Source organism: Natrinema salsiterrestre, assembly GCF_029502005.1.
Classification (GTDB): domain Archaea; phylum Halobacteriota; class Halobacteria; order Halobacteriales; family Natrialbaceae; genus Natrinema; species Natrinema salsiterrestre.
This window is the reverse complement of record NZ_JAMQOT010000024.1, coordinates 1-931: the sequence shown is the minus strand read 5'-3', so window position 1 is coordinate 931 and position 931 is coordinate 1. Positions and strand designations below refer to the sequence as shown.

Annotated in this window: 1 protein-coding gene; it reads right to left on the bottom strand. The window is 62.9% G+C overall.

Annotation, left to right across the window (positions count from 1 at the left end; genetic code table 11):
• Nucleotides 1-23: 23 nt before the first annotated feature.
• Nucleotides 24-857, bottom strand: a complete 834-nt coding sequence (locus NDI89_RS23795; RefSeq protein WP_277525407.1) for an IS5 family transposase — start codon at nt 855-857, stop codon at nt 24-26.
• Nucleotides 858-931 lie beyond the last annotated feature (74 nt).

Genomic DNA, 931 nt, shown 5'->3' with positions numbered 1-931 from the left:
TGCCTTGTTGAATCCGGTTGCGATCACTGTTTGATGGAGCGTTCAAGGTTGTAGACGGCGGCGGTGAGCACCAGCTCGCGGAATTCTCGGTACCAGGCGCGTGGCCTGACAGCGGATCCGTATCGACGCTTGATGGCCGAGAAGGCGGTTTCGGCCATCCAGCGCTGCCCGTAGAGCCCGCTGTCCAACCGTGCGTTGTGCGCGTGGTCGTAGTGTGCGAACAGCCGGTGTCTGATGACCGGCCGGACGCCTGCGGCGCGGAGTGCGTCCCGCAGCGACTGATCGTCGTATCCTTTGTCGCCGGCGAGACTCTCGATTTCCGTCGTATTTCGCAGCGCTACCTGACGGCCCACCTGGGTATCATGGGGCCAGTGTGCCGAGCAGTGGACGTCCAGGACGGCACACGACTCCGTATCGATCAGGGCCGTCGCTTTTAGCGTCCGTATGTGGCGATCCGACCGCGATATGTAGTGGCTGGATGCCGCCTGACGGTCGAAGAATGTGGCATCCAGCGCGCCATGATCGCCGGGATCGCAGCGTGCCGCTGACCGCCGGAGCAGCTGGCGCCAGACACGCATCGGCGCCCGCTCGAACGACCGCCACAGCGTCGAGGGCGACGGAAACGCCGACCTCGCTAGCTGAAGCAAACCACGAACACGATCCATCTCGCTGGCCCAATCGACGATTTCGCGGTACGTCGCGTCCATGTGAACCCGCAAGAAATGCAGCGTCACGTGCTTCCAGGCAGAAAATCCGTTGCCAGCCGGGTCACTCACCGCCGACGTGGGGCTGGCGGCACAGCGCTTTTGAGCCAGCGACACTGCCTGTTTAACGAAGCGGAAGAGGGTGCTGGACACATCCGATTCTTCCGCTTCGCTTGTCCCTTCACAGCGACGCTATCCGCTCGCCGTCTCCGGATTCAACAGAGCAG